Source organism: Actinoallomurus sp. NPDC052308, assembly GCF_040679195.1.
GTDB classification, from domain to species: domain Bacteria; phylum Actinomycetota; class Actinomycetes; order Streptosporangiales; family Streptosporangiaceae; genus Actinoallomurus; species Actinoallomurus liliacearum.
Map to the genome: position 1 here is coordinate 574,345 of NZ_JBFAUM010000003.1, position 23,810 is coordinate 598,154.

The 23,810-nt window shown below is 73.2% G+C and carries 22 protein-coding genes; 13 read left to right on the forward strand and 9 right to left on the reverse strand.

Features of this window, described 5'->3' with window-relative positions:
* Positions 1 to 130 precede the first annotated feature (130 nt).
* Positions 131 to 3,658 (forward strand): AAA family ATPase, encoded by a 3,528-nt coding sequence (locus AB0L00_RS14000; RefSeq protein WP_364432914.1) that lies wholly within the window; start codon positions 131 to 133, stop codon positions 3,656 to 3,658.
* A gap of 54 nt (positions 3,659 to 3,712) precedes the next feature.
* Here the strand turns inward: AB0L00_RS14000 and AB0L00_RS14005 are convergent, their stop codons facing one another.
* The 4 genes from AB0L00_RS14005 to AB0L00_RS14020 all read right to left on the reverse strand — a co-directional run bounded on the left by AB0L00_RS14005 (position 3,713) and on the right by AB0L00_RS14020 (position 9,224).
* Positions 3,713 to 6,853, reverse strand: coding sequence for an amidohydrolase family protein (locus tag AB0L00_RS14005; protein WP_364432916.1), 3,141 nt, complete (start codon positions 6,851 to 6,853; stop codon positions 3,713 to 3,715).
* 188 nt (positions 6,854 to 7,041) lie between these two features.
* Entirely contained in the window at positions 7,042 to 7,311 is a 270-nt protein-coding gene (locus AB0L00_RS14010) for a hypothetical protein (protein WP_364432919.1), read from the reverse strand.
* A 30-nt stretch (positions 7,312 to 7,341) separates the two neighbouring features.
* Complete coding sequence (locus AB0L00_RS14015) at positions 7,342 to 8,715, reverse strand: hypothetical protein (protein ID WP_364432922.1); 1,374 nt, start codon at positions 8,713 to 8,715, stop codon at positions 7,342 to 7,344.
* Positions 8,712 to 9,224 carry a SigE family RNA polymerase sigma factor gene (locus tag AB0L00_RS14020; protein ID WP_364432925.1) on the reverse strand — a complete coding sequence of 171 codons (513 nt, stop codon included), beginning with the start codon at positions 9,222 to 9,224 and terminating at the stop codon, positions 8,712 to 8,714. Before AB0L00_RS14020 ends, AB0L00_RS14015 begins: the two co-directional genes overlap by 4 nt.
* A gap of 125 nt (positions 9,225 to 9,349) precedes the next feature.
* On the opposite strand from AB0L00_RS14020, the gene AB0L00_RS14025 reads away from it, so the two are divergent.
* On the forward strand, positions 9,350 to 10,390 hold the full coding sequence (locus tag AB0L00_RS14025) for an LCP family protein (RefSeq protein ID WP_364432927.1): 1,041 nt from the start codon (positions 9,350 to 9,352) through the stop codon (positions 10,388 to 10,390).
* 224 nt (positions 10,391 to 10,614) lie between these two features.
* Positions 10,615 to 10,773 (forward strand): hypothetical protein, encoded by a 159-nt coding sequence (locus tag AB0L00_RS14030; protein WP_345358567.1) that lies wholly within the window; start codon positions 10,615 to 10,617, stop codon positions 10,771 to 10,773.
* On the opposite strand, the gene AB0L00_RS14035 is transcribed toward AB0L00_RS14030, so the two are convergent.
* Positions 10,735 to 11,658 (reverse strand): DUF72 domain-containing protein, encoded by a 924-nt coding sequence (locus AB0L00_RS14035; RefSeq protein WP_364432929.1) that lies wholly within the window; start codon positions 11,656 to 11,658, stop codon positions 10,735 to 10,737. The genes AB0L00_RS14030 and AB0L00_RS14035 overlap by 39 nt on opposite strands.
* Positions 11,659 to 11,681: 23 nt before the next feature.
* Here AB0L00_RS14035 and AB0L00_RS14040 point away from each other — a divergent pair, with 23 nt between their 5' ends.
* Positions 11,682 to 12,167, forward strand: a complete 486-nt coding sequence (locus tag AB0L00_RS14040) for a glutathione peroxidase (protein ID WP_364432932.1) — start codon at positions 11,682 to 11,684, stop codon at positions 12,165 to 12,167.
* Positions 12,168 to 12,178: 11 nt separating this feature from the next.
* Complete coding sequence (locus AB0L00_RS14045) at positions 12,179 to 12,628, forward strand: TIGR00725 family protein (RefSeq protein WP_364432934.1); 450 nt, start codon at positions 12,179 to 12,181, stop codon at positions 12,626 to 12,628.
* Between the two features lie 160 nt (positions 12,629 to 12,788).
* Here the strand turns inward: AB0L00_RS14045 and AB0L00_RS14050 are convergent, their stop codons facing one another.
* Positions 12,789 to 13,376 carry a hypothetical protein gene (locus AB0L00_RS14050; protein WP_364432937.1) on the reverse strand — a complete coding sequence of 196 codons (588 nt, stop codon included), beginning with the start codon at positions 13,374 to 13,376 and terminating at the stop codon, positions 12,789 to 12,791.
* A gap of 180 nt (positions 13,377 to 13,556) precedes the next feature.
* Here AB0L00_RS14050 and AB0L00_RS14055 point away from each other — a divergent pair, with 180 nt between their 5' ends.
* Positions 13,557 to 14,483 carry an oxidoreductase gene (locus AB0L00_RS14055; protein WP_364432940.1) on the forward strand — a complete coding sequence of 309 codons (927 nt, stop codon included), beginning with the start codon at positions 13,557 to 13,559 and terminating at the stop codon, positions 14,481 to 14,483.
* Between the two features lie 68 nt (positions 14,484 to 14,551).
* On the opposite strand, the gene AB0L00_RS14060 is transcribed toward AB0L00_RS14055, so the two are convergent.
* Positions 14,552 to 15,088, reverse strand: a complete 537-nt coding sequence (locus AB0L00_RS14060) for a methylated-DNA--[protein]-cysteine S-methyltransferase (RefSeq protein WP_364432943.1) — start codon at positions 15,086 to 15,088, stop codon at positions 14,552 to 14,554.
* A gap of 124 nt (positions 15,089 to 15,212) precedes the next feature.
* Here AB0L00_RS14060 and AB0L00_RS14065 point away from each other — a divergent pair, with 124 nt between their 5' ends.
* From AB0L00_RS14065 to AB0L00_RS14080, 4 genes are all read left to right on the forward strand, one after another.
* Entirely contained in the window at positions 15,213 to 16,490 is a 1,278-nt protein-coding gene (locus AB0L00_RS14065) for a citrate/2-methylcitrate synthase (RefSeq protein WP_364432946.1), read from the forward strand.
* Between the two features lie 67 nt (positions 16,491 to 16,557).
* The gene (locus AB0L00_RS14070; protein WP_345358543.1) at positions 16,558 to 16,911 is read left to right on the forward strand and encodes a hypothetical protein; all 354 of its coding nucleotides are present in this window, start codon (positions 16,558 to 16,560) and stop codon (positions 16,909 to 16,911) included.
* A gap of 40 nt (positions 16,912 to 16,951) precedes the next feature.
* Positions 16,952 to 17,272: a DUF3817 domain-containing protein gene (locus AB0L00_RS14075; RefSeq protein WP_345358540.1), complete on the forward strand. Its 321-nt coding sequence runs from the start codon at positions 16,952 to 16,954 to the stop codon at positions 17,270 to 17,272.
* A gap of 117 nt (positions 17,273 to 17,389) precedes the next feature.
* A complete protein-coding gene (locus AB0L00_RS14080; protein ID WP_364432950.1) occupies positions 17,390 to 18,313 on the forward strand; it encodes a helix-turn-helix domain-containing GNAT family N-acetyltransferase in 924 nt (307 codons plus the stop codon).
* Between the two features lie 602 nt (positions 18,314 to 18,915).
* Here the strand turns inward: AB0L00_RS14080 and AB0L00_RS14085 are convergent.
* Entirely contained in the window at positions 18,916 to 20,016 is a 1,101-nt protein-coding gene (locus AB0L00_RS14085; protein ID WP_364432952.1) for a beta-eliminating lyase-related protein, read from the reverse strand.
* Between the two features lie 172 nt (positions 20,017 to 20,188).
* Here AB0L00_RS14085 and AB0L00_RS14090 point away from each other — a divergent pair, with 172 nt between their 5' ends.
* A complete protein-coding gene (locus AB0L00_RS14090) occupies positions 20,189 to 21,487 on the forward strand; it encodes an MFS transporter (protein ID WP_364432954.1) in 1,299 nt (432 codons plus the stop codon).
* 14 nt (positions 21,488 to 21,501) lie between these two features.
* On the forward strand, positions 21,502 to 22,260 hold the full coding sequence (locus tag AB0L00_RS14095; protein ID WP_364432956.1) for a glucose 1-dehydrogenase: 759 nt from the start codon (positions 21,502 to 21,504) through the stop codon (positions 22,258 to 22,260).
* 149 nt (positions 22,261 to 22,409) lie between these two features.
* On the opposite strand, the gene AB0L00_RS14100 is transcribed toward AB0L00_RS14095, so the two are convergent.
* Complete coding sequence (locus AB0L00_RS14100; RefSeq protein WP_364432958.1) at positions 22,410 to 22,943, reverse strand: GNAT family N-acetyltransferase; 534 nt, start codon at positions 22,941 to 22,943, stop codon at positions 22,410 to 22,412.
* Between the two features lie 70 nt (positions 22,944 to 23,013).
* Between AB0L00_RS14100 and AB0L00_RS14105 the strand changes: the two genes are divergently transcribed.
* Complete coding sequence (locus AB0L00_RS14105; protein ID WP_364432961.1) at positions 23,014 to 23,775, forward strand: hypothetical protein; 762 nt, start codon at positions 23,014 to 23,016, stop codon at positions 23,773 to 23,775.
* Positions 23,776 to 23,810 lie beyond the last annotated feature (35 nt).

Consider the following 23,810-nt stretch of genomic DNA (forward strand, 5'->3'; position numbering starts at 1 on the left):
GGCGAGTTCCCCAGTTCTCGGAGGAGGCATATCCGGGAAGTGCCCATTCGTCCCCGGTCAAGCGAAGTGCCGGTCCGGCGGATCTTCAGAGGGCTGCGTCCGCCGTCCGGTGGGTCGTAAGGTCTACGTCGTGAGCCCCCCACGCCTACCGGAACACCTCGAACTGCTGCTGACCGAAGAACCCGTCCTGGACGTGTACGCGTACGGACCGTGGCGTGTCCCCGACGGGCTGTACGACGAGGTCCGCGAGCGCGCCCGCGAGTTCGACGCCGACGAGCGCGCCCGGGCGCTGACCGGCGGGCTCAGCGACTTCTACGCGACGGGCACCTCCGCGGCGGGCGCGGAGTTGTGGTCGCTGCTCACCTTCCTGCTCGGGGCGGCGGCGATCCGGGCGGGCTCGCGCGGCGACATCGACTACGAGCTGCTCACCCAGTTCCTGGCCAAGCCCGAGCCGCCCGTCCGCGACTCGGTCGCCTGGTTCAGCCAGGGCGGCCGGCTGCGGCCGCCCGGCCTGTGGCTGGTGGAGAACGCCGGGGACGACGTCGAGCTCCGGGAGACGATGTTCGCCCTGGGCCGCGAGTCCCTCGACGTGTTCGCCGGGATCACGCCGCTGGAGGAGCGCCGCAAGGCCCTCCGCGCGATCTTCGACCGGCACGCGGAGGACCCGGAGCTGCGGGCCCGCGACCTGACCACGCCGCACGGCGACCTCGAGCGGGTCTGGGCGTCGGACCTGTCGGACGAGACCCTGTCCGCGCTCCCGGAGCTGGCCGGCCCGACCGGATATCTCACCTGGGCGTGCGCCGGCTGGATCGCCGCGCACGAGCGCCTGCTCGCGGCGGTCCCGGGCGGCGATCCGCTGGTGACCGGGCTGGCCCGGCTGCTGCTGCAGGCCGACGTGCAGGCCGTGCCCGCGGACCTCGCGTTCGCCATCGGCGTCGAGCGGTACGAAAGCGTCCAGGAGCGCTTCCAGCACCTGCGGGAGGGCTTCCGCGCCGATCCGTGGCAGGCGGAGGTGCGGTCCTGGCTGGCCCGCGGCCTCGTCGCGGGTGAGGCCGACGCCTGCCGGGCCTGGCTGGACATGGGCCTGCGGATCACCGGCTCCGTACAGGGCCTGCCCGACAGCGCCGTGAGCCCCAAGGGCCGGCTGCCGGTCCGCGGTTTCCAGATGGATCTGCGCCGCCTCTTCCGCGCCCGTACGGTCGTCAACCCGCTGACCGCGGCGTTCGCCGGTGTGCCGCCCGCCGAGGAGGCGCGGACCGCGACCGCGGCCGAGGAGACCGGCGCCGACCTCGTCGGCCAGCCCGAGCTCGTGACGACGCTCGCCGAGGTTCTGCGCGCCGGCGCGACCCCGCGCCCGGTGCGCCTCCTGCTCAGCGGACCGGACGCGACGGGCAAGGGCACGGCCGTCCGGCTCGTCGAGCAGACCCTGGCCGAACGCGGGGACGTCCGCGAGGCCGTCTGGGTCTCCGACCAGGTGTTCGCCAACCTGCACGTCAGCGACACGATCCTGTACCTGCTGGCACGCGTGCGCGAGTGCCTCGAAGGGCGGGTCCTCGTCATCGAGGGCCTCGACCGCATCCTCGCCCTCGAGCACTGCGGCGGCGCGTTCGCCGAGGAGCTGCGCCGCGTCCTCGAACGCCACCAGAAACTGCACGTCGTCGCGGCGTGCCGGGCGGGCGGCGACGAGCGGATCTTCGACGCCAACCCGGCCCTCCACCAGCACTTCCGGGTCGCCCGCACGCGGGAGTTCGCCGAGGACGACTACGCGGAGCTGTTCCGGCGGGCCGTCGCCCGGCGCGGCCTGACCGCCGCCCGGGAGGCCGCGGTCACCGCCGGGGTGCTGCTGTCCCGCACCCCGCCGCTGTTGAACCTGCGGGGCGCGCGCCTCGTGGAGTACCTCGCCGAGCAGTGCGTGGCGGCGGCCGCCGCCCGCGGCGAGACGGAGGTCGCGGTCGCGGATCTGCCGCAGCGGGTCATCCCCGGCGGCGCCGCCGACGCCGACCCGATGGCCGAGCTGGACGCGTGCGTGGGCCTGAAGTCGGTGAAGAACGAGGTCCGCCTGCTCGTCGCCGAGGCCGAGGCCGCCCGGATGCGCCGCGAGGCGGGCATGCCGGTCGCCGCGCGGCCACGGCACCTGGTCTTCACCGGCAACTCCGGCACGGGCAAGTCCAAGGTCGCGCGGATCCTCGGCCGCATCTACGCCGACCTGGGCGTCCTGTCCTCCGGCCACCTGGTCGAGGTGGACCGCTCCGACCTCGTCGGCGAGTACGTCAGCGAGAGCGGGCCGCGCGTGCGCCGGGCGGTCGAGCGCGCGCACGGCGGCGTGCTGGCCATCAACGACGCGCACAACCTCATGCCGGGCGACTCGCCGCGCAACCGGGAGGCGATCGACGTCCTGCTGGCGGCCGTGCAGTCCCACCCCGAGGACCTGATCGTCGTCCTGTGCGGGCCCGAAGGCGCGATGAACGGCCTGCTCAAGAGCGACTCGGAACTGGCGGCGTTCTTCCCCAAGCAGCTCCGGTTCCCCGACCTCACCGAGGACGAGCTCATCGAGATCTTCCAGGCCAAGGCCGCCGACGCGGGCTTCGCGCTGCGGGAGGGCGTGCTCGACAAGGTCCGCGACCTCGTACGCGCGGGGGCGCGCGACCGGGCCGCGGGGAACGCCCGCCTGATGATCAATCTGCTCGACCGCGCCGTGGCCATGCAGTCCCGCCGGGTCCTCGACGACGGCGTGCTCACCGACGACGAGTCCCTCGACGAGATCTTCGCCGAGGACATCCCCGGCACGCTGGCCGCCGGCGGCCACATCGACCTGCCCGGCGACCCCCTCGCAGAGATCGAGCGGCTGATCGGGCTGGACGCGGTCAAGCAGGAGGTGCGCCTGCTCGTCGCCGAGGCCAAGGCCGAGCAGCTCCGCCGCGACGCCGGCATCCCGATCGCCTCGCCCACGCGGCACATGGTGTTCACCGGCAATCCGGGAACGGCCAAGACCACGATGGCGCGGCTGCTGGCCGCCGTCTACGCCAAGCTGGGGCTTCTGTCGTCCGGGCACCTGGTCGAGGTGTCCCGCGCCGACCTCGTCGGCGAGTACGTCGGGCAGACGGCCCCGAAGGTGCGCGCGGCGGTGGAGCGGGCGCTGGGCGGCGTGCTGTTCATCGACGAGGCGTACGCCCTGACGCCCGCCGACTCCGGACGCGACTACGGGCACGAGGCGATCGCCGAGCTGCTCAAGCTGATGGAGGAGCACCGTGCCGACCTCGTCGTCATCGTGGCGGGCTACGAAGGGCCGATGCTGCGGTTCCTGGAGTTCAACCCCGGTCTCGCGTCGCGGTTCCCGACCGTCCTGCGGTTCCCGGACTACACCGACGACGAACTCGTCGCGATCTTCGAGGTGATGGCGGCGAACGCGGGCTTCGGGGTGGCCGAGGGCGTGCTCGACGCCGTACGCTCCCGGCTGCGCTCGGCCGCCCGCGGCGAGTCGTTCGGCAACGCCCGGCTCATGCGCAACATCCTGGACCGGGCCGTCGCCCTGCAGGCGCAGCGCATCACCGGGCAGGAGGCGCCGGACCGGGAGGAGATCCGGCTGCTGCGCCAGGAGGACCTGCCGGAGACCGACGCGCCCATCGACCGCGACGAACGGCTCGGCCAGTACCTGTGACAGGGCCTGTGACTCAGGGGTCGGCGCGGCACCGCTGACACGCCGGCCCCCGGGTCAGGAGTCCACGCAGCAGGACCGCTTGCTCTCCTCCAGGTAGTGCGGGTCGTGCCACCAGTACCGTCGGTTGGACGGATGCTCGGGGACGGGCGGTAGCATCCGTCCCACCGGAGCGGCCGTCGCGCGCTCCGCGGTCGCGAACGGGGCGAGCAGTTCGTCGACGGTGTGCGCCTCCCCGTTGACCATCACCTGCCGGACGTCGGCGACCCGTGTGATGTCCTCCAGCGGGTCACCGCCCAGGAGGACCAGGTCGGCGTACATCCCGGGCTTGATCTGCCCGAGGGGCTCCCCGAGGACCTCGCCGGGCGTCCGCGTCGCGGTGGTCAGCGCCTCGTACGGGGTGAGGCCGTACTTCACCATGGCCCGGAGGTTCAGGTGGGTGCTGACGGCGGTGTTGGCGATGGGGGAGTCCGTGCCGGTGACGACTCGTCCGCCGCCACGGATCATGGCGGCGACCTGCGCGACCTGACGGGCGAGGTTCTGCCGGGTGACGGTCTGGTCGGTGGTCCTGGCCGTCGTCGCCGTCGCCTGCAGCGAGGCGTACTCCCACGCCGGGTAGAGCGTCGTCACCCGGCGGTCGGTGACGAGCGAGGTGTCCTCCCGGAGGATTGTCACGGCTCCGAACAGCGTCGGCGTCCGGGCCGCGCCCGAGGCGTTGAAGATGTCGATGACGTCGTCGTATCCGGTGCCGAGCGCGGTGACCGTACGGGAGTAGCCCAGCCGGTTCGTGGCGCCGATGTGCTCCATGCCGTCCCCGCCGAACGCGAACGCCGGATAGTGGTAGTGCGAGGTGGCGGGGACGCCGTGCCGGTGCGCCCACTCGATGACCTCCCGCTGCCATGCGGCCGGCAGCCGTACGTACGCCTTCATGAGGTCGTAGTCGAGCGCGCCCGCGCGTTCGAGTTCGCGGGCGAGCTGGCGGGCGTCGAAGGTCGGGCGCATGAAGTTGTAGAAGACGCGCGGCCCGTCGACCGCCTCGCCGGTGGCGAAGTACCGGGGTGCGACGCGGGCGCCGGACTGGAACGACTCCCGGGCCTCGACCATGTGGTACGCCGGGCTGCCCGGCGAGCGGGTCGTCGTGACGCCCAGCGAGAGCCAGAGCCGGCCCTGGCGGTCGCCGTACGCGTAGCCCTGCATCTCCCGGTGGTTGTGCATGTCGACCAGCCCGGGGATGACCACGGAGTCCCCGGCGTCGAGGATCCGGTCGCCGTGACCGTGCCCGCGCGCCTCGACGGCGACGATGCGGTGGCCCTCGACCACGATGTCCACGTCGTGCCGCAGCCGCCGGGCGCTGCCATCCCACATCCGGCCGGCGCGTACGACGGTGCGGCCGCGTGGCCGGGTGTTCGTCCAGGTCAGCGGGGCGGGGACGGTACGGGTGCGGCGGCCGTCCGCGGAGACGAGGCGGAGGCGGCCGTTACTGAGGTACAGCAGCTCGGACGAGTCGCCGCTCCAGCTCACGGCGTCGGTGACCTCGTCCGTCACCTGCCGGGGCGTCCCCGCCGGCGTGCCGTCGGCGTGGACGTCGACCACCCAGAGCACGCTGGCCACGACGAACGCCATCTTCGTCCCGTCGGGCGACCACACCGGCCCGTCGTCCCCGCGCGTCTGGATCGAGCGGTCGGGCAGCGGGTCGACATAGGTGCCGGCCCCTGTACGGCGGTCGACGAGGAGGATCTTGCTCAGGCCCTCGCGGTACCGAGCCGAGTACGGCTTGATCGCCGCCAGGGCGATGACGTTGCCGTCGGGGGACCAGGTGGGGCGGCCGGGCTCGAACGTCGCCGGGTAGACGCGCTGGACGTCCCCGGACGACACCTCGACGGTGTACAGCGCCCCGGTCTGGTCGAGGAACGCCAGGTGCGACCTGTCAGGGGACCAGGTTCCGGAGAGCGCCGCGGCGCCTGGCAGGTTCGTGAGCCGGCGGTCCTGCCCGGTGCGCAGGTCGCGGATCCAGATGTCGAGCTTGCCGCCACGGTCCGTGGAGTACGACAGGTATCGGCCGTCGGGGGACCAGGCCGGGTCGCACTTCCACCAGTGGTCACGGGTGAGCGGTCGCGGCGCCTGCCCGATCCTCATCGTGTAGATGTCGTTGAGCGCCCGGAACGCCACCTGCCCGCCGTCGGGGGACAGGACCGGGCTGCCGATGCCCACGACGGGCTTGGGCACCGTGGAGTCGAAGTCGCGCCTGCGCCGGCGATAGGACGGGGCGACGACGGTGACCGGCGCCGTGAAGCCGACGTCGCGCGACCGGCCGCCCGTGAGCGATCGGCGGCGGATCCGGCCGTCCGCCGTGTAGACGAACTCCTTCGCCGACGACCATGACACGCGGAAGGGGAAGACCTCCTCACCGGTCACCAGCGCGTGCCCCGAGCGCCACAGCTCGCTGCGGCCGTCCACGACGAGGGTGTAGACGATGTCCTGACCGTCGGGCGTCCAGGCCGGGCCGTGGATCACCTGGTCCGCCGGCACCGTCACGGCCGTACGGCGCGCGCCGGTCGCCACCTCGACGACGTCGATGCGGGTGTTCGCGACCACGAAGGCGATGCGGGCGCCGTCCGGCGACCACGCCGGCTCGTACTCCTCGGCCGCCGAGTCGGTCACCGGGCTGATGGCTCCCGTGTCCAGCCGCAGCGTGTGGATGCCGTAGCTGCCGGACAGATCCGACGAGAAGGCGATCCGGGTGCCGTCGGGGGAGAACCGCGGCTCACGGTGGTCGTACGGCCCCTCGGTCAGGCGGCGCGGGTTCGATCCGTCGGCGTCGATCACCCACACGTCGAACACGCCGTCGCGGTACGCCTGGAAGGCGAGCCGCCGCCCGTCGGGCGACCAATCGGGCTGCGCGATGTCGAACAGGTCGTCGGTCAGCCGGTGCGCGGGGCCACCGGAGATCGGCAGGGTCCACAGCACACCGACGAGGTCGATCGCGATGGTCCGTCCGTCGGGGGAGACCCGGGCGGCCAGATCCGTGCCCTCGCGCAGCCGTACGGCGCGGCCCGTCGGACGTCCGGACGGCTCCTCCCCCGGCGCCCGTGACGGAGCGGCGCCCTCCGCGGGAGGCGCCGCGCCGACTCCGATGCCCGCGATCGCCGCGGCACCGGCCGCGCCCGTCAGGAGATCCCGCCGTCCGATGCCCGTCATGGGGCTCCCATCCCGGGCAGCTCCCTGCCCGAACGCCGGCATCGGGCGCGAGAACCTCACGCGCACCGGCCGCTGTGGTCGCTCTTCTGTCGCCGCGTCACTCAGGTTTCGGAAAGGACGCTAATGGCGATGTGGACCACATGCAGCCGGTGTGTCCGGATTCGGTCAGCCTTCGGTCAGGGCCAGGGTCAGGATTCGGACCGGCCGAGGTACTCGAGGTAGAGGGGGCGCAGGGCCTCGGCGACGTCGCCGTCGCCCGCGTGCACGAACTCGTTGAGGATCGCGGACAGGTGGGAGACGTCCGCCTCGGCCTGGTCGGGGTGACCCGCGGCCGCCTCGGCCGCGGGGATCGCCTTCAGCAGCCGCCACAGGAACCCGACGTCGAGATGGCGCACCGCGCGCTCGATGGCCCGGTCGTGCAGCTCCTTGGTCGACAGCGTCTCCAGCTCTTCCGCCATGTCCCTATTCGACCACGCCCCGGCACCGCGTCACCATTTGAGGTTCCAGCCGAGGACGGTCTCCAGGTCCGGCAGGCCGAGCCGGCCCTTGGCGACGATCTTGCCCTTGCCGTCGAGGACGCGGTACTCGCAGCCGCCCAGCTCGGCCGCCGGGAGCCGGGTCTGGAACACCGCGAGGCCGGTCGTACCCGTCCGAGCCGCCGTCACCATCGTCTCGTGGTTCCACAGCTCCACGCGGACACCCGCGCCATCCGGGACGTACACCGCACCCGTCGCGTGCTCCTCCTCCTCGGGGAAGTTCTGGGCCGCGGTCGTGACCCAGCCGATCGGGCGCCGGGCGTCGGCGTCGTCGCGCATCCGCACCGCGTACCGATCCTGGGTGGTGCTGCCGTCCCTGTCGGTGTAGGTGTCCTGGACGACGCGGATCTCGGGTCCGGACGGGACCCTCAGCGTCGCGACGAGGGCGTCGGCGCCGCCGGGCAGCCGATCGCCCCACCAGAACCGGTAGGTGAGCCGCTCGCCGACCAGCCCGAAGTAGCCGGCCGTCCCGTCGAGGAGCCCGCGGGCCTGCTCCGCGTCGACGTGACCGGTCGCCTTGGCGGCGGCCCTGCCGACCGCGGGCCAGTAGGCGGAGGAGTTCTCCGAGTCCGTGGTGTACGGCACCTGCTGCGCACGGCCGTACCGGCCGCCGATGCGGAATTCGACCGCGAGCTGCCACGGGCGCACCCCGGGAACGTCGGTCAGCACGGCACCGCGGTCCGCGTGGACCGTGCGCACGACGCGGTACGCGGTACCGTCCTCGCGTTGGGCGATGGCCGGTGAGACCTTGACGTCCGTCATCGCCGGCGGGCCGAGGACCAAGAGCGGGCCCGTGCCCCCGGCGTACCAGACCATCGGCTCGGGGTCCAGGGGCACGCTGTCGTCCGCGAAGAGGCTGTCGTCCTTCATGGCGCGCGGCTCGGCACCCGAGGGACCATGCCACACGGAGCCCCGCGCAGACCGTCCGCGTACGGTGACGACCACGGCGACGCGGCGCCGTCCGTCGTCCTGCGCGTAGAGGATGTGCACCATGTCGCCCCAGCGCTGACGGCGCAGAGCCTCCTCGCTGAGCGTCCCCAGGAACGCCTTGTCGCCGGCGAGCGAGCCGCGCAGCGGCCAGCTCAGCGCGTCGGCGTGCCGTCCCGAGGCCGGACCGGGGCGATCGGCGAGCTGCCGGATCCCGGCGGGCGCGCCGACCAGCAGGACGGCGCTCACCGCCAGCGCCCCCGCCGCCACGGCCCGGCGGCGCCGGCGAGCGCGGACGACGCGGCGCGCGGTGGCCGGATAGGGGTCGGGGCCGGGGGGGACGCTCTCGGCGCGGGCGGCGAACGTCGCCCGCAGTTCGTCTTCCAGGTTCATGCTCATCGGTTCCTCCGCGCGGTCTCGGGTTCGCGTTCCAACGCGACGCGCAACCGGTCCAGGCCGCGCGAGGTCTGGCTCTTCACCGTGCCCAGGGAGCAGCCCAGGAGCCGGGCGACCTCCGCCTCCGGCAGGTCCTCGAAGTAGCGCAGCACGAGAACGGAGCGCATCCGGGGCGGCAGGGTCAGGACCGCCGACCACAGTTCGTCCCGTACGTCATAGGCGGCGAGCGCGTCGGCGGCGGCCGGCTCCGGCAGGACGTCGGTCACCTGCTCGGCGACCCTCTTCCGGCGCCATCGGCTGTTGTTGAGGTTGACCAGGATCCGCCGCACGTACACCTCGGGGGCGTCGGATCGCCGGATCCGCGTCCAGTGGCGATGGGTCCGGACCAGCGCCGTCTGCACCAGATCCTCGGCCTGCCCGTGGTCGCCCGTCAGCAGGTACGCCGTCCGCAGGAGGGCGTGCCATCGTGCGGTGACGAACTCCCGGAACTGCTCTTCGGCTTCCGCGTTCACACCACCTCCGACAGCATGCGGACGCGGAAAGGTTGAACCGCACTCGGAAGAATGATGATCCGCAGCGGACGAATCATCCGGGAAGGTGACGCGAGCACCCTTTTCAGCCCTCTAACGTGGCCACCATGAGTAATCGGCCCGAGTACGGAGGGGTCGGCGCGTCACCGTACGCCGACGCCCCGGGATCGCATGACCGAGACGGCGTGCGGCCGCGACGGCGGCCTCGCTGGGGGCGTCGCCTGCTGATCGCCTTCCTCGTCCTCCTGCTGCTGCTCGTGGGCTCCTACTTCTACCTCGACTCGCGGCTGCACCGCATCGACGTCTTCGAGGACTACGCCGGACGCCCGGGGGACACGCCGGGCACCAACTGGCTCATCGTCGGCTCCGACAGCCGTGAGGGACTGTCGTCGGCGCAGCGCAAGGAGTTCTCGACCGGCAAGGCGGCGGGACGCCGGACGGACACGATGATGCTCCTGCACATCGGTGACCACGGCACGACGCTGGTGAGCCTGCCCCGCGACTCGTACGTCCCGATCCCCGGCCACAGCCCGAACAAGCTCAACGCCGCCTTCGCCTTCGGCGGGCCGAAACTCCTCGTCCGCACGGTCGAGCAGGCGACCAAGATTCACATCGACCACTACGCCGAGATCGGCTTCGCCGGGTTCGTCGGCATGACCGACGCGGTCGGCGGGGTGAAGATGTGCATTCCCGAGCGGATGAAGGACCCCAAGGCCGGAATCGACCTCAAGCCGGGCTGCCAGACGCTCAAGGGCGGCCAGGCCCTCGGATTCGTCCGCAGCCGCGCGTTCGCCCGCGCCGACCTGGAGCGGGTCGAGAACCAGCGCAAGTTCCTCGCCGCGCTGGTGCACAAGGCGACCAGCCCGGGTGTGCTCCTGAACCCCTTCCGGATCATCCCGTTCGCGCTGCGCTCCACCGACAACTTCGCGGTCGACCAGGACGACCACCTCTACAACCTGGCGGGCTTCGCCTGGGCCATGCGCGGCGTCACCCAGGGCGACGGCCTGACCACGACGGTCCCGATCGGCGGCACCGGCTCCGCGGCCGGCGTCGGGGAGTACATCACCTGGGACACCGCGCGGGCCGGCACCCTGTTCCGCGACCTGCGCGAGGACCAGCCGGTGCCGAGGAGCTTCGGCACCCGCTAGTCCACCGTCCCGGCCGGGTGGCACCGGGCAGCGGACCGACCGGCCGGGCTGCGCCCGTGGCACGCCGCCGCCCGGCGCCGAGGAGGCTCAGCGCCGGGCGGGTCGGGCCCTCGCCGCAAACTTTTGCCGTTTGAGGACACCGCTTTGCGGGCAGCCGCTGCTGCCCGACGCCATAACTGGGAAGTTACTCCTTGTATCTCACTCGATACGAGGAGTGACTTGCGATGAAGAAAGCCTTCAAGTGGGGGGGCCTGGCGTTCCTGGCGTTCTACCTCATCAGCCGGCCGCACAGCGCGGCGAACGTCGTGCACGGAGCGCTGGGCGGCATCAGCGGCGCGGCCAACTCACTGTCCACATTCGTCAGCGACCTGCCTAACCGCTGAGCCCTGTCCCGGGGACGCTACGAGCAGCGCGGCCAACTGGGCCGCGTTGCGCTGTGCGTAGTCTCGATAACAGTTGTTCAGGAGAACATGCGTCGTGTCGGCGTCCTCGGCCAGGCGCCGCACCTTCGGCGCCCAATCCTTCAGCTCCCGCTCCGAGTACAGGTAGCCGAAGCGCTCATAGATGTTCTTGCTGGTCCACTTGTCCGAGTGGCCGTGGAAGCGCACGACGGCCAGGTCGGACGTCGCGGCCAGCACCGGCGGGATCGAGCTCGGATGTCCCTGCGGCATGTCCACACTGACGTACGGCACGTCGTACCGGCGCAGGAAGTCGAGGGTCTCCTCCTGATTGTCCTCGCTCATCCACGTCCGGTTGCGGAACTCCACGCAGACGCGCATCGGCTCGCATCTGCGCTTCACCTGCAGGATGTACTCCTTGTTCGCCCGGCCGATCGGGAACCACTGGGGGAACTGGAACAGCAGCGCGCCGAGCCGGCCGGCCTCGTGCAGCGGCCACAGCGCGCCGAGGAACCGCTGCCAGACCTCCTCCACCACGTCGCCGGGGACGTCCCGCAGGTACAGCGACCTCTTGTCCGGCACCCGCTCCCGCAGCTCCTTGTAGAGCGCGTCCGGGCGGGTCGGATGCTGGGTGAGCAGCGAGAACGCCTTCACGTTGAACGTGAAGTCGCACCGTGTACGGTCCCGCCAGTAGCCGACCGTACGCTCGGCCGGGGGCGAGTAGTACGTGGAGTCGACCTCGACCAGCGGAAACCGGGAGGCGTAGTACTTCAGGCGATCCTCGGCCGTCTTCACGTCCGGCGGGTACCAGCCGCTCGCCAGGAGGGTCTTGTCCGTCCACGACGCCGTGCCGACCAGGAGTTCTCCCATGCTTCCAGACTAGGATTCGGGTCGTGTCGATCTATGATGTGGACATCGACCGCCTGGAGGGCGGCCCCGCGGACCTCGGTCAGTACCGCGGGAAGAGCGTGCTGGTCGTCAACGTCGCCTCCAAGTGCGGCCTGACCCCGCAGTACGAGGGACTTCAGCGACTGCAGCAGACCTACGCCGGCCGCGGGTTCACCGTGCTGGGTGTGCCCTGCAACCAGTTCGCCGGTCAGGAGCCCGGAAGTCCGGAGGAGATCGCCGAGTTCTGCTCGACGACGTACGGCGTCGACTTCCCGCTCACCGAGAAGGTCGACGTGAACGGCGAGCACCGGCACCCGCTGTACGCCGCGCTCGTCACCGTCCCGGACGCGAGCGGGTACACCGGCGACATCCGGTGGAACTTCGAGAAGTTCCTCATCGGCCCGGACGGCACGGTCGTGGCGCGGTTCGACCCGCGCATGGAGCCGGACACCGACGAGGTCGTCGGAGCGATCGAGAGCTCCCTGTCCTGATCCAGGTGGCCGTGTGCGGTCCCCGCGACTGCACCGCCGCGGAGGGCGACGCCGCGTACGAGGTCGGCAGGCTGCTGGCCGAGCGCGGCGCCGTCGTGCTGTGCGGCGGGTACACCGGCGTCATGGCGGCGGTGGCGGAGGGCGCCCGGTCCGCCGGCGGCCTGGTGGTCGGCGTCCTGTCCCGGCCCGACCGGAAGGGCGCCACGGCGGGGCTGAGCGCGGCGATCGCCACCGGGCTGGGCGAGGCGCGCAACGCCGTGCTCGTGGCCTCCGCCGACGCGGTCATCGTCGTCGGCGGTTCCTGGGGGACCCTGTCCGAGCTGGCCCTGGCCATGCGCCGGGGCGACGTCCCGGTCGTGCAGCTGGGCGGCTGGCAGGTCCTGGACGAGTGCGGCGAGCCACTGCCGGGCATCAGGCGGGCCGCCGACCCCGAGGAGGCCGTACGCCTCGCCGTCGGCTGAGCGGCGGAAGGCTCCGGGGCTCGGGGTGGCATGCCTCGCCGTCGGCTGAGCGGGGGAAGGCCGCGGGGCTCGGGCGGCGTGCCTCGCCGTCGGGCGAGCGACCGGACGGCTCCGGAGCAGGACGGCGGCGCCTCCCCGTCCGGCGGGAGACCCCGGCGCCTCAGGACAGCAGCGCCTCGATGCGGGCGACCGAGTCCGGACCGGCGAGCTCGATCGGCGGGACCGGCCCGTGGGCGAGCCGGTCGGCCAGCGCGGACACCGCCTCGGCCCGGCGCAGGACGTAGTCGACCTCCTCCTCGCGCGGCGCGCGGCCGCCCAGCAGCATGGCGACCTCGACGAGCGCGAGATGGCCGGCGTCCACCGCCATGCCGGGCCCCGCGGTGCGCCGCAGCCGGTCGTACGCGGTGACGAGACGGCGCACCGAGGAATGGGACACGTCCAGGGGAATGCCGCGCTCGAGGGCCTTCGCGTGCCGCCGGAGCCGGCGTCGGCGCACCGCGCGCAGCGTCGCCGCCTGGGCGGGCAGCGCGAGTCCGAGCGCGAGACCGGCGACGGCCACGACGCTCAGCCAGGCAGGGAGGCCGACCGCGAGGACGGCGACGAACAGGACGGCACCGCTCGCCGCGAGCACCACCTCGGGGATTCCCATCCCCATCTCCTGGTCCTCGGCCGGGCCGGGGCCGTCCGCCGCCACCGGCGGGTCGATGAGCGGGCCGGGCCGGTGCGGGACGATGACCTGCGACGGCATGATCCAATTATCGACCCGGTCGGCCGCCGTCAAACGGACGCCGGGCCGAGCGTCCCGGAACGGACAGCGGGCCGAGCGTCCCGGAACGGACGGCGGGGGCCCCGGACGGGCACGGTGCCGTCTTCCCGTTCAAGGGAACCGAAACACGTTCTAGTATGGGCGGCCAGTGGAGGTGCGGACATGGCCAAGTGGACCACCGATGACATCCCGGACCTCACCGGGACACGTGCCGTCGTGACGGGCGCGAACAGCGGGCTCGGCCTGCGGACCGCGCTGGAGCTGGCGCGGCACGGAGCGACCGTGGTCCTCGCCTGCCGGAGCGCCGACCGGGGCCGGGCGGCGCTCGACCGCGTCCGGGCGGCCGTTCCCGGGTGCGACGTCGCGCTCGGGTCCCTCGATCTGGCCGATCTCGCGTCCGTCCGCGCCTTCGCCGAGGAGCAGGGGACGTACGGTCTCGACCTGCTGATCAACAACGCGGGCGTGATGGCCCTGCCGCGCCGGACCACCGCCGACGGGTTCGAGCTGCAGTTCGGCACGAACCATCTGGGTCACTTCGCGCTGACCGGCCTGCTGCTGCCCGCCCTGCTCGACCGCCCCGGCGCGCGCGTCGTCACCGTCACGAGCATGATGCACTGGCTCGGGCGCATCGACTTCGACGACCTCGACGGCGAGCGCCGCTACGGGAAGTGGACGGCCTACTGCGGGTCCAAGCTCGCCAACCTCGTCTTCGCCAAGGAGCTCGACCGCCGGGCCGGCGGCAGGCTGGTCAGCGTCGCGGCTCATCCGGGATATGCCGCGACGAACCTGCAGCAGGCCGGGCCGCGGATGGCCGGCAGCCGGATCGGCGAGGTCGTCCAGGGCCTGGGCAACAGGCTCTTCGCCCAGTCCGACGCCGCCGGCGCGCAGCCCACGCTGTACGCGGCGACCACCTCGGACGTGCGCGGCGGGCAGTGCTACGGGCCGCGCGGGCCGGGACAGAGCCGGGGCGCCCCGCGCCGGGTGCCGACGCTGCGCGGCGCCGAGGACCCCGGGCTCGGCCGCCGGCTGTGGGAGGTCTCGGAGGAGCGCACCGGCGTCACCTACGACGCGCTGCCGCGACCGGCGTGACGGGCTGCGGGCTCAGGGCCCGTCTCGAAGTCCCCGCCCGTAGCGAGCGGCGACTTTGAGGACAGATCCTAGGAGAGCGGCCCGGCGGAGGGGTCCCAGTCAAGGGTGGCGGGGATCGCGCCCTCCATGGTGAGCAGCCAGCGCTTCACCTCGACGCCGGAGCCGCCGCTGTAGCCGCCGAGACCGTCGGAGGCCACGACCCGGTGGCACGGCACGACGATCGGGATCGGGTTGGAGCCCATGATCGAGCCGATGGCCCGCGCGGGCACGCCGGTGCCGCTGAGGTCCGCCAGCCCTCCGTACGTGACGGTCTCGCCGTAGGGGACGCCGGCGTACAGCTTCTCCAGCACCTCGCGCTGGGCGCCGGACGTGTGGCGCCAGTCGATCGGCAGGTCGAACGCGCGCAGCCCGTCCGCGAAGTAGGCGCTCAGCTGCTCCCGCACGGGATCCGTCCGCGCCGGGGCGTCGATGAGGGGCAGCTTCGCGCGCAGCAGCGCGCGGGCGCGGGGCGTGTCCCGGAAGGACAGCCCGCACAGGCCTTCCGCCGTGCAGGCGAAGGCCAGCCGGCCCAGCGGCGTCTCCAGTGCTCCGATCGCGACGTCCATCCTCCTTTCCTATCAACCGATGGGCACCGGACGCTCGCGAGAATCCGACATCGCGTCTCCGTTGAGACGCCGGCCGGCCCGGCGTGTCGATCAATGTTGACGGCCGATCAACTACGGTGACGTCGTGACGGACACGGCGGGTGAGTGGATCGACGCGGCCCGGGCGGCCGAGCGCCTGGGCGTGAAGCCGGCGACGCTGTACGCCTATGTCAGCCGGGGAGTGCTGCGGCGGCGGCGCGCGCCGGACGGGCGGCGCAGCCTGTTCGACCCGGACGAGATCGAGGAGCTGGCCCGCCGAGGACGGCCGCGACGGCCGCCCGGCGCGAGCGAGCTGGTTATCGAGTCGCGGATCACCGCGCTCGGCGACGACCGTCCGTACTACCGGGGACGCGACGCCCTCGGCCTGGCCTCCTCCCACGCCTTCGAGGCCGTCGCGGAGTGGCTGTGGTCCGGCGCGGACCCCGCGCCGGACGGCCCTCGGTGGCGGTCGCGGCCGGAGGTGGTCGCGGTGGCGCGGGCGGCGCAGTCGGGGCTCCCGGAGGAGACACTGCCCCTGGACCGGCTCCAGGTGATCGCCGCCGCCCTCGCAGCGGCCGACCCGCTGCGACTCGTCCTCGATCCGCCCGCCGTCATCGCCGTCGGCCGGCAGCTCCTCGCCGGCATGGTCGACGCCCTGCCCGCGGTCGCCGGCGGCGGAGAGCCGCCGGAGGCGACCGTCGCCCACCGGCCGCCGGAGGCGACCGCCGCCCAACGGTCGGCGGAGAGCTCGATCGCGGCCCGGCTGTGGCCGCGCCTCACCTCGGCGGAGCCCTGGCCCCCGGCGATCCGGGCGCTGAACGCCGCGCTCGTGCTGCTGGCCGACCACGAACTGGCCGCCTCCACGCTCGCCGCCCGGGTCGCCGCCTCGGTCCGCGCCGATCCGTACGCCGTGGTGACCGCCGGACTGGGCGCGGCCGGGGGCGGCCTGCACGGCGGCGCCTCGCTCGGCGCAGAGGCGCTGCTGGCCGAGATCGGGGCGCCCGGCCGCGCGGCCCGCGTGATCGGCGAACGCCTGCGCCGGGGCGAGCGCGTCCCCGGCTTCGGCGGCGTCGTCTACCAGGCCCGCGACGGCCGGGCCGGCTGCCTGCTCGACCTCGTGCGCGCCGCCGCGCCGGGGCACGAGCGGCTCGCCGTCGCCGAAGCGGTCCTGGCCGAGGCGCGGAGCCGCGGCCTGCCCGGCGTGAACATCGACTTCGCGCTCGCGACGCTCGGCGCGGCGACGGGCATGGGCCGGGGAGCGGGGGAGGCGATCTTCGCCGTCGCCCGTACGGCCGGCTGGCTCGCGCACGCGCTGGAGGAGTACGCCCGGGGCACGCCGCTGCGCCCGCGCGCCATCTACACGGGTCCGCCGCGCGGCCGGTGATCAGGGCCGTCGCCGCCTGAGGCGGACCCGGACCGGGATCCCGCGCGGGGGCGGGTACGCTCAAGACGTGCGACGGTTCTTCAGACCCGGCTGGCTCGGGCTGCACTCGATCGCCATCGTGCTGATCGGCATCTTCATGCTGGCCGGCTGGTGGCAGCTGGAGCGCGCCCAGGGCGGCAATCTGCAAAGCTGGGCGTACGTCATCGAGTGGCCGATGTTCGCGATCTTCGTGGTCGCCATGTGGGTCCGGATGGTGCGGGACGAGCTGCGCGGCGAGACGAACGCCGACCCCGGGACGGTGACCCCGCCGGGAGCCGCGCCGTCGCCCGTGATCGCTGACATCGACGACGAGGACGACGAGGAGCTGGCGGCCTACAACCGCCGCCTCGCCCGACTGAACGACGAGGCGGCGCGCCCCTGACGGCGCGGGCCTCACGGAGGGACGACCCTTGCAAGGAGCGGTGACCCGCTATCGCGTCATGGCGTACGTGACGGGCGTGCTGCTGATCGTGCTGTGCTTCGTCGCGGTGCCGGTGAAGCTGTTCGCGCACAACGGCGTGCTGTCCACCGCCGTGGGCATCCCGCACGGCATGATCTGCTACCCGCTGTACCTCCTGACCGCCTTCGACCTGTACCGCCGGGTCCGCTGGCCGCTGGGGAAGATGGTGCTGGTCGTGTTGGCGGGGATCATCCCGTTCCTGACCTTCTACGTCGAGCGGCGCGTGATCGCCGAGCTGCGCGAGCGGACCGCCCCGGCCCCGAGCGCCGACGCCACGGTCTGATCCGCGGACCGCGCCGGCGCCGGGCGCCGGGGCGACTGTGACCCACGATCACCTCTGGACCGTGCGGTCTCGCGCCATTATCTTTGACCGCGTCAACTTTAATGCTTGAGGTGGTCAATGAAGAGTGCCGTGCCGCCGGACCGGATCGACGCCGTCCGTGCTTTCAACCGCTTCTACACCTCGGTCATCGGCGTGCTGAACGAGGGACTGGTCGAGACCTCGTACTCGCTCACCGAGGCCAGGGTCATCTTCGAGCTGGCCCGTGGTGAGGCCCGCGAGGTCGCCGACCTGCGCCGGTCCCTCGACCTGGACGCCGGCTACCTGAGCAGGATGCTGGCCCGCTTCGAGGCCGACGGGCTGATCGTCCGTGGCCGCGCCGAGGACGACGCCCGGCGGCAGCTCGCCCGGCTCACCGACCGCGGCCGCGACGTGTTCCAGGAGCTGGACTCCCGGTCGGCGGCCCAGATCGAGCGCATCCTGGTCGGCCTCGCCGAGGACGGGCAGCGCCGGCTGCTGGGCGCCATGGCCGCCATCGAGGGCCTGCTGAGCGAGAGTCCCCGGCCCGACTCCTACCTGCTGCGCCCGCTCGGCCCCGGCGACCTCGGCTGGGTCGTCCAGCGGCACGGAGCGCTGTACGCGGTCGAGCACGGATACAACGCGGCCTTCGAGACGCTCGTCGCCCGCGTCGTCGCCGACTACGCCGAGGGGCACGGGCCGGGCGACAACGCGTGGATCGCGGAGATCGACGGCCGGCCCGCCGGGGCGATCTTCTGCGTACGGGACAGCGAGCGCGTCGCGCGCCTGCGCCTCCTCCTGGTGGAGCCGTTCGCGCGCGGTCGGGGCGTGGGCGGCCGGCTCGTGGAGGAGTGCGTCAGGTTCGCCCGCCGCTCGGGGTACGAGGAGCTCGTGCTCTGGACCCACGACATCCTCGAGGGGGCCCGCCGCCTCTATGAGCGCGCCGGCTTCGAACTGGTCGAGGAGGAGCCGTCGGATGAGTTCGGGCCGCCGCTCAAGGAGCAGACCTGGCGCCTGAAGCTCTGAACAGGGCACTGGCCCGCGGCGTCGTATGGTTCGCCGCGGGCCAGTGGGACCGTTCGAGTCGAGAGGGTTTCAGGCGTCAGGTCATCCGGACTCCTTTCGCGCGTGCCGTGCCGGTTGATCGGGGCGCCGGGCCGACGGTGAGACTCGGGAACACCGCCGGCCCGGCCGGTGTGGCGCCGATGCCGTGGGGGCGTACCGCACCGGCGCCGGAGGATCTGGAGGGCCGGGTGCCGCACGCTCTCGCCCGGAACGAGTGGGGGGAAATCACCCGCCGGTGTCGTACGGTCATGCCGGCCCTCCTCGAATCGCAGACGATGGGCGGGGCCCGGAGTGTCCCCCGTGATTCCCATTACGTGCCGTTGCGATCTCGTTACTGTGAGTACCCATTGACCATGCGGGCGTAAACACAGGTCAAGCGAGAAATCTGCGGCCGGACCCACCGCGCAAAGATCACGTCACCGGCCCGCCGGCCACGCTCGGTCGCCGGTGGCCCGGCCGCCCGGGGGTGCGCCGGTCCCCTCGGTCGTCGGGCCGCGGTGGCCAGGGGTGCGTCGGTCCCGTCCGGTCGCCGGTGGCCCGGCCGACAAGTCCGGCGATCCGGGTCAGGCGCGGGCGGCCCGGTCGGTGAGGCGCGCGCCGACCTCGGCGACGTCCGCCGCCGTCCACTCCAGGCTGGGGGCGGCGACGGTGATCTCGGCCATCGCCACGCCCGGGACCTCGGTGTCCCGCCACCCACTGGCGAACCAGACCTTCTCCTCCTCGGCGAGCGCGAACGCCGCGTCATCGAGCGCCCGGGCCGGGTACGGCAGCCACAGCCGGAACTGGTGCGTGTGCGGCGGCTCGGGGAACACCCGCGCGCCGGGCAGCCCGGCCAGGGCGGCGGCGACCGTCCGCGCGTGCCGTACGTACTCAGGGACCCGCGGCAGTTCGCGGTCGAGGCCGGCCATCGCGGCGAGTGCGGCGGGCCACTGCTGGAACAGCTGACCGCCGTGGCGGTGCCGCCACACCCGCGCGTACGAGGCGAGCTCCCGGCTCCCCGCGAGCGCCGCGCCGCTGATCCCGCCCAGCGTCTTGTAGAAGGAGACGTACGTGCTGTCGGCGAGGCCCGCGATCTCCGCGAACGAGTGCCCGAGGTACGGCGCGGACTCCCAGATCCGCGCCCCGTCCAGGTGCAGGCGCGCGCCGATGCCGGCGGCGGCCGCCGCCACGGCGGTCAGCTCCTCCCAGGTCGGCAGCACGAAGCCGGCGTCGCGGAGCGGCAGTTCGACGACGACGGTGGAGACCGGCTCGGCGAGCGCGCCGATCTCCTCGGCCGTCGGGTTGCGCGGCGCCGTGGTCGGCCGGACGGCGCGCAGGCCGCTCACCCAGGAGTAGGCGTACCGCTCGTGCAGCTCCTGATGGCCGAGGGGATGCAGCGCGACCGTCGGATTCCCCGTCCGGTCGGCGCCGTAGCGCAGCGCGATCTGCTGGGCCATCGTGCCGGTCGGGAAGAACACCGCGGCCTCCATGCCCAGAAGCCCGGCGACGCGCTCCTCCAGCGCCGTCACCGGCCCGCCGTCGTAGAGGTCGGGCAGGGCGTCCAGGTCCTCGGCCGCCTGCATCTCGGCGAGCAACTCCCGCATCGTCGCCGGCCGGGCTCCGGAGAGGATCCGGTCACAGCCGCGCATCGCGGCCTGGCGGCGGTGGCGCGTGTTCTCGGGCATCGGCGAATCGTGCACAGTCCTCCGACGGGCCACCAGCCGACGAGCGTTCGTCGATATTTGACCGTTCGATCTAGATATGGCTAGGGTTTCGGCCGTGCGGGAGGTTGGAGATGGCGAGCCGTCAGCGGCGATTGAGCCCTGCGTCGCCGGTGACGCGGAACTCGAATACAGAATGATCGATCCGAATAGATCGAAGATCGCTTTCGCTCTGCTCGGGGCCGTCCAGCTCACGCTCATCGCCGCGATCACGGTGATCACGGTGGCGCTGCCGGCCATGCGGCGGGACCTGCACCTGGACGACGCCGGAACGGTGCTGGTCACGTCCGCGTACGGCGTGGCGTTCGGCGGGCTGCTGCTGCCCGGCGGCCGGCTGGCGGACTCGTTCGGGCGTAGGAGGATCTTCGCCGTCGGCGCGGCCGTCTTCGGCCTCGGCTCGGCGGCGGCCGGTCTGGCCCCGGACGCGGGGAGCATGGTGGTCGCCCGGTTCGTCCAGGGGGCCGGCGCCGCACTGACGGCTCCGGCGGCGATGGCGCTGGCGGGCGCGCTGTTCCCCGACCCGCGTCGACGGGGCCGGGCGATGGCGGTCTGGGGCGTGCTGAGCAGCGCCGGGGCGACCGCGGGCACCGTGCTGTCCGGGGTGTTGATCACCTGGGTGTCGTGGCGCTGGGCCCTCCTGGCGCCGGTGGTCGTCGCGGCCGTCGCCGTGGCCGTGGCGCCGGGACTGTTCCCCGCCGACCGGCCGGCCCGCGGGAACCGGATCGACTGGCCCGGCGCGGTACTCGCGACGACGGGCCTCGCCGCACTGATCTACGGCCTGCAGCGCTCCGGCCGGGTCGTCCTCGGCGGTGTCCTGCTGATCGTCCTGTTCTGCCTGGCCGAGCGGCGTGCCACGGTCCCGCTGACCCCTCTGCCGTTCGTGGCCCGGCGCCTGCTGCCCCTGGCGGCCGTCACGCTCTGCGCGGCGGCGATGGCCACGGCGTTCTTCACGCTGTCCCTTCACCTCCAGCAGGTACGCGGCCTGTCCCCGCTGCGGACCTCGGCGGTCTTCCTGCTGTCCACTCCGTCCCTCCTCGCCGCCGGCCCGCTCACCGGACGGCTCATCGCCCGGCTGGGGGAGCGCCGCGTCCTGGCGGCGGGACCGGCCGTCGCGGCGACCGGCCTCGGCCTGCTCAGCCTCCTCGACGCGCCGTACGCCGGGCTCCTCGTCTTCCCTCTCGGCGCCGGCATGACCTTCTCCGCCGCCCTGCTGACCGCGCTGCACGGGGTGGAGGACGACCGGACCGGACTGGCCGGCGGCCTGGTCAACACGGCGATGGAGATCGGCCCGCCCCTCGGCCTCGCCGTGCTGATCCCCGTCGCCGCCGCCCACTCCCCGGACGCCTCGAGCGGCTACGCCTTCGCCCTGCGCGTCGCCGCGGCCGCGCTGGTGGCCATTGCCGTGTGCGCGGCTCTGCCGCGCCGTACCCGATGAGAGAAGGAGAAGGAATGTCCGTACGTTTCACCCGCAAGGTGGCCCTCGTCACGGGCGGCGGTTCCGGCATCGGCCGGGCGACCGCGCTGGCGTTCGCCCGCGAAGGCGCCACCGTCGTGGTCGCCGGGCGGAACGGCGAGGCGCTCGACCGGACCGTGGCACTGATCGAGGACGAAGGCGGCCGGGCGGACGCGGTGCCGACCGACGTGTCCTCCTCCGAGGACGTGGCCCGGCTCGTCCGGACCACCGTGGCACGCCATGGCGGCCTGCACATCGCGTTCAACAACGCGGGCGTCCTCGAGGCCGGGCCGCTCGCGGACCTGGACGAGGCCGCCTGGGACCGCCAGCTCGCCGTCAACCTGACCGGCGTCTTCCTCTGCATGAAACACGAGATCGCCCACATGCGCGCCAACGGCGGTGGCGTGATCGTCAACACCGCGTCCAACCTGGGCGCCCACCTGCGGCTGCCGTTCCTCGGCGCGTACGCGGCCTCGAAGGCGGCGGTGAGCACGCTGACCCGCGCGGCGGCGAAGGAGTACATCGGCGACGGCGTCCGCATCAACGCGATCAGCCCCGGTCCGATCGAGACGTCGATGTCCCTGCGGCCCGGCGAGACCGAGGCCGACCGTGCCGAACGGCTGAAGGACGCGCTGCCGATCGGCCGGGCCGGCACCCTCGCCGAGGCCGCCGCCGCGGTCCTCTGGCTGGCCTCGCCCGAGGCGGGCTTCACCGTCGGCCACGACCTCGTCCTCGACGGCGGCGCCAGCGCCTGACCGGAGCCCATGGTCGCGCCGCCCGTCCCGGGAGACCTCCGATCCGACCGGCGCGTGGCTCCCGCTACGGCGGGGCACGCGCCGGCCGGTAGGGCGAGGCCGTCACCGCCCGCGCGCGACCGCCATGCCGTACGGGTCGCGCGCTCGGCTCACCCCGCTGCCGCGGAGCCGGCCCGGCGCGGGTCGAGTTCGAGCTCCAGTTCATGACGGATCGGGATGCCGTCCAGTCCGGTCGCCGGGATCGACGGCTTCAGCGCTCGCGACCGGGCCACGGCGTCGCGGTGCAGGACGGCGAGGTCGAAGCCGTACCGCTGGTAGAAGCGCAGCGCCCGCAGGTTGTCATTGGTCGTGACGAGCCACAGCCGTACGGCGTCCGCGGCGTGAGCCGCCTCGGCCACGGCGTCGACCAGCGCGGTGCCCACGCCCGTCCCCTGCCGTACGGAGTCCAGGGTGACGAGTTCGCACTCTCGTCCGTCGGGGCGGTACGTGACGACCCCGGCCCGCACGCCATCGAGGTGGGCGACGAAACCGGGCAGCGCGGTCGTGTCGTGCGCGACGCCCCGGCTGACGGAGACGACCCCTCCCCACCGCTCGGTGAACAGCTCGCGCATCCAGGGGAGGTCCTCGGGACTCAGCGGCCGTACGACCGGCCGGGACGTCCCGTCATGAGCAGCAGGCATCATGGCCCCATCCTGGCGCGAACCGTCCTGCGCTGGGCGTCACCAAGATCCGGTAAATGGGACAATGCGGGACATGGCCCACGTCTCCGGCACCCGGATCCTGCGCAGCACCGGCGCCACCGTCCTCACCCTGCTGGTCGGCGTCGGTCTGGTGGCGCTCGGCGTCCTCCTCGCCGCGACCGAGGCGCCGGGCGGCGCGCGCGACCTGCGCGCCTACGAGGCGGCGGCGCGCTGCCCGGCGGCACCGTCCGCGCCCGCCGACTGCCGCTGGACGCAGGAGTTCACCGTGGCGGACATGATCCTGCGCAACAGCAGGCGCGGGCCGAACCGCCTGGTCCTGACCGGCGCGGACGGCACCAGACGGGAGACGACCTACGACTCCGGCGGCCCCGTCTTCGAGAAGGGCGAGCGGGTCACCGGCACCCTCTGGCGCGGCCTGCTGACCGAGATCTCGTCCGGGGACTTCACCCAGCAGACCGATGACGCTCCGGCCGACATGCGCGCGCGGGTGCTGATCTTCGCGCTGGTCACGGTTCCCAGCGGCCTGCTCGTGACCGCCGCGTGTGCCTGGCGGCTGGGGCGCCGCGCCATCCCGGACCCGACGCCGGGCATGGTCGCCACAATGGGCCTGGCCGTCGGGCTGTTCTTCGCCGGGCTCTTCTCCCCGCTCTTCGTCGGTGGCAGGGGGGACGACCTCTGGCGGGTGGCGGCCGTCTGGCTGCCCGTCGCCGCCGTCCTGACCGTCGTGGCCCGCGTGTACGTCATCCGGAAACGCGCCGCGGACACCGTGACCGGTGAGGACGCGCACGGCGTCACGCCCGCCGGCCGACCGTGAGGACCGCGGACCAGTGGCGGGTCAGCCGGGATCGA

Coding starts and splice junctions, on each gene's coding strand:
- AB0L00_RS14005 (WP_364432916.1), bottom strand. CDS start 6,853: ATGACGGGCATCGGACGGCGGGATCTCCTGACGGGCGCGGCCGGTGCC.
- AB0L00_RS14010 (WP_364432919.1), bottom strand. CDS start 7,311: ATGGCGGAAGAGCTGGAGACGCTGTCGACCAAGGAGCTGCACGACCGG.
- AB0L00_RS14015 (WP_364432922.1), bottom strand. CDS start 8,715: ATGAGCATGAACCTGGAAGACGAACTGCGGGCGACGTTCGCCGCCCGC.
- AB0L00_RS14025 (WP_364432927.1), top strand. CDS start 9,350: ATGAGTAATCGGCCCGAGTACGGAGGGGTCGGCGCGTCACCGTACGCC.
- AB0L00_RS14030 (WP_345358567.1), top strand. CDS start 10,615: ATGAAGAAAGCCTTCAAGTGGGGGGGCCTGGCGTTCCTGGCGTTCTAC.
- AB0L00_RS14035 (WP_364432929.1), bottom strand. CDS start 11,658: ATGGGAGAACTCCTGGTCGGCACGGCGTCGTGGACGGACAAGACCCTC.
- AB0L00_RS14050 (WP_364432937.1), bottom strand. CDS start 13,376: ATGCCGTCGCAGGTCATCGTCCCGCACCGGCCCGGCCCGCTCATCGAC.
- AB0L00_RS14055 (WP_364432940.1), top strand. CDS start 13,557: ATGGCCAAGTGGACCACCGATGACATCCCGGACCTCACCGGGACACGT.
- AB0L00_RS14060 (WP_364432943.1), bottom strand. CDS start 15,088: ATGGACGTCGCGATCGGAGCACTGGAGACGCCGCTGGGCCGGCTGGCC.
- AB0L00_RS14080 (WP_364432950.1), top strand. CDS start 17,390: ATGAAGAGTGCCGTGCCGCCGGACCGGATCGACGCCGTCCGTGCTTTC.
- AB0L00_RS14085 (WP_364432952.1), bottom strand. CDS start 20,016: ATGCCCGAGAACACGCGCCACCGCCGCCAGGCCGCGATGCGCGGCTGT.
- AB0L00_RS14090 (WP_364432954.1), top strand. CDS start 20,189: ATGATCGATCCGAATAGATCGAAGATCGCTTTCGCTCTGCTCGGGGCC.
- AB0L00_RS14095 (WP_364432956.1), top strand. CDS start 21,502: ATGTCCGTACGTTTCACCCGCAAGGTGGCCCTCGTCACGGGCGGCGGT.
- AB0L00_RS14100 (WP_364432958.1), bottom strand. CDS start 22,943: ATGATGCCTGCTGCTCATGACGGGACGTCCCGGCCGGTCGTACGGCCG.
- AB0L00_RS14105 (WP_364432961.1), top strand. CDS start 23,014: ATGGCCCACGTCTCCGGCACCCGGATCCTGCGCAGCACCGGCGCCACC.